This is a genomic window from Polyangium sorediatum, assembly GCF_029946465.1.
Lineage (GTDB): Bacteria > Myxococcota_A > Polyangia > Polyangiales > Polyangiaceae > Polyangium > Polyangium fumosum.
Genome location: NZ_JARZHI010000157.1, coordinates 1 through 3,470, shown reverse-complemented (window position 1 = coordinate 3,470; position 3,470 = coordinate 1). Strand labels below are relative to the sequence as shown.

The following is a 3,470-nucleotide window of genomic DNA, read 5'->3' as shown; positions in this document are numbered from 1 at the left end:
GGAACCCTGAACAGCCAGAGCGTCGCTTCGCTCCGATCACGATGGCGCGAAACGGGTGGTCACGATGGCGCGAAACAGGTGGTCACGATGGCGCGTAACGAGCGGTCACGATGGGCGGGATGCGCACCGAGCGTCGTCTCGTCTCGAGGTTCGGACTCTTGCCCTGTATCTTTGGCGAAGATACGCGGAGGGCGGCGCCGTTCGTCGCGGTACACGTCGCGAGGGCTGCGCCGTCGAGCACGACCGCGCGAGCACGCACGGCGAGACCTCCGGTAAAGCGATGAAGCGATCGGGCAACGGAGCGCGAACGTTGCGGCGCCTTCACACACGGCGTCAACGACGACAAAGCAGCAGCAAACCAAGGACATGAGCACATTTTGCGCGGGGTGTACTCCGCGCGGAGAACACCTCGATCACCCGTAGGCACAACCGAGGGAAGCGAGATCGAGGGACAAGCCGCGAGCGAGGGCTGCGCCGTCGAGCACGACCGCGCCGAGCGAGACTTACGGTAAGCGCGGCCGATCGGCCGGTGTGCTGCTCGCTCGAGTGTGTCGTGGCACAGCGGCCTGCTCGGCCCGCTCGGCACACCCGGCAAGGCGAGCGGGCCACCTTCGCGCCGAGCGGGCCACTCGCGCGGAAGCGTCGCGAGGGCTGCGCCGTCGAGCACGCCGCGCCGAGTTGCGAGCCTCGCGTTGTGTTGTTGCGCATGTCTCGAGCGCTTGTGTCTCGCGAGACAAGGGCATGCGAAACAGCGAGACAAGGAAGATGCTCACCCGGCCGATAGCCCCTTGACACATCGCAAGGGCAGGGTCGTCGAGCGCGATCGCGCCGAGACTTAGCCTAAGCAGCGGTATGCGTGCGCTGGACGAGAGAAGGGCTCGGATGGACTCGCATGCGAGTACGGGCGCGCGGAGCGTTGCGAGTAGATCGAGGGCAGGGCCGCCGAGCACGATCGCGCCGAGCGTCGAGAGCGCGTCGAGGGCTGCGCTGAGCGTCGTCTCGAGGGGCGTTTTCTGGCTCAGAATACACGGTTTGAGATCCCCACCTTCCGCGGTTATTTCAAGCACTTAGGCGGAATTTGGCAGAGCCGTATCTCGGGAGAGAAACGCGGAAGGATGCTCCGTTCGTCGCGGCACGCATCGCGAGGGCAGGGCCGTCGAGCACGACCGCGCCGAGCGAGAGCGCCGCGAGGGCTGCGCTGTCGAGCGTGATCGCGCCGAGCACTTGGGAAGGCCGGGCAAGACCTCGAACGTGCGTGGGATGTGCCGTTCGTGGCGTCGAGCGCCACGAGAACTGCGCCGTCAAGGATGCGTCGACCGATCGGCTTGCGTGCTTATGCGTGCAAGCGACTTGCACCGCAAGCACGAGGCGCGCAAGCGCCAAGGATGCACGCTCCCCTTGCGCACCCAGCGCGCGCCGAGCGTCTCGAGCGCCGCGAGGGCTGCGCTGTTCGTCGCGTCGAGCACCGCGAGGGCTGCACCTCGCGCACGACGGCGCCGAGCGTCCTGCGCTCGCGGTTGTGTTGTCACGCATGTTCTCAATGGCGTATGTCACGCGAGACACGCCCCCGCTTGACGTGAGACAAGACTTTCGACGTGCCGAACAAGATGATGCGTGACACACGTTAAGGGTCGCTCATGCGTTGTACGCAACAGCGTTTGACAACCAAACCGGCCTACCCTAGCATCGCGCACACTCTGCACCGAGTAGCTGGCCATGGATATTGAAAAAGTTAGCGGTGTTATTTATCTGATCGCGTTTGGCATCCCTGGGTTTATCGCCCAATCCGTCTTTAATTGGGTTGTGGCAGCATCTCCCAACGACGACAAGGGCAGAATCCTTTCATCGTTTGTTACGAGCGCATGGCTGTATGCATTCGCGTCGCCCTCGATATATTACTTATTGGTGAGTGATTCCTGGAGGGGTGCACATCCAAGATTATTCGCTGCGTCAATATTCGCCCTTCTCTTCCTGTATCCGTTCATCGCAGGATACATTTCTGGCCGAGTTGCCTCATCCAAGCTCGGTCGACGTGCCCTCGCTTTTCTTGGCGTGCGTCACCCGAATCCGCGTGCCTGGGATCGAATTTTTTCGGATGGCAAGCAACGCTTTGTTTTGGCCGAGTTGACAGATGGTTCATACATCGGTGGGCTCTACTCCGGCGAGTCTTTCGCCGGAGACGATCCCTCCAATGGAGACTTGTACCTCGAGTTACAGTACAAGATAAGCAATGACGATCAGCTAAGCTTCAGCGAGCAGCCCATCGGAGGTTCGGGCGGAGTGTACATCGAGCGTCGCAATATCAAAATGTTAAGGTTTTATGAGTGCAATTACGATAGCAACTCCTTAGCAGAAGAAAGCTCAAAGAAAACTTGGCTTCGCTCCGTGTATCATTGGCTAAAGTCTCGATGGGACAGAAAATCAAAAGCAGCTACCAACCAGGCAACATTGGAGGAAGTGGATGACCGAGATAAAGAAGCAGGGAGGCTATCAGCCGCCGACACCGCAACCACCGAAAACGCGACCTTATCCGGGCGCGGGCTATCAACCCCATCAAGCTCCGAGGCCGAATCTGCCAACTCCGCCGAAGGACACGGGCGGGCGTCCTCCGTCGAACCCGAATAAAAGCCGCTGAGGAATATCGTCGAGCCCGACCTCGCCCTGGGGCCTCGCAAGTGTGCTGGAAGCTGATCGCTCTACAAAGAATCTCTTGACGCACAGCGAGCACTTGTGCAGGTGAGCATGCCCGCGACGAACCGGGGCAAGAGGTTTGCTTTCCTTGCAGGGCTTCTCGGCACAAGTGAGCCAGATACGGCGTACGTGATAGACCACGAGATTGGAGTCAAACTATGAGCGTAGTCACAGTCGAAAAAAACGAGCAAGATGCGCTGGTGTTGTGCTGGAACGACCGTGTGTCTGTGTTACTCCCTGAAGAGATTGAGAGAATAGAGGAGGGAACACCCGCCGAAGCATTGTTGGCGATTACGTCAGCAATATCGAGGACATTTACAACTGAGGAAGTAGGGGCGATTCGTAAATCCGTACGTCTAAGACCCCGCAAGTAACGAGCGGCGTACCGGCTGACGTATCCCCGCAATTCGACACTCCCCTTCTCAATCGTGATCCCCTCGCTGCCAATCTTGATCGCGTTGACCATCGCGACGAGGGTTGCGCGCCGAGCCCCGCGAGGGCAGCGCCGTCGAGCGCGACCGCGCCGAGCGGGGCGAGACGGGCGAGAGGGAGGCGCAACGCGTTCGGGCCGCTCGAGGCGCGCCTCCCTCGCCCCGAGCACCCCGTCACCTTACAACCCGCGCGCTACGCGCCTTCCGTACCCCGCGGCATATTCGTAACCGCCCGGCCAACTACATCCCCCAGCGCCGCGCCCGGCACCGGCGCTGTCCGCGCCCCGGCCGGGTCTGTCGACACTCGCGCGGCGCTCTCGCCGCCCGTCAGCCTTCCGACGTCGCCAG

General features: G+C 61.4%; 1 protein-coding gene. It reads left to right on the top strand.

Annotation, left to right across the window (positions count from 1 at the left end):
- Nucleotides 1-1,716 precede the first annotated feature (1,716 nt).
- Nucleotides 1,717-2,625 carry a DUF6338 family protein gene (locus QHF89_RS49675; RefSeq protein WP_136973407.1) on the top strand — a complete coding sequence of 303 codons (909 nt, stop codon included), beginning with the start codon at nt 1,717-1,719 and terminating at the stop codon, nt 2,623-2,625.
- The last annotated feature ends 845 nt before the right edge of the window (nt 2,626-3,470 follow it).

Coding starts and splice junctions, on each gene's coding strand:
- QHF89_RS49675 (WP_136973407.1), top strand. CDS start 1,717: ATGGATATTGAAAAAGTTAGCGGTGTTATTTATCTGATCGCGTTTGGC.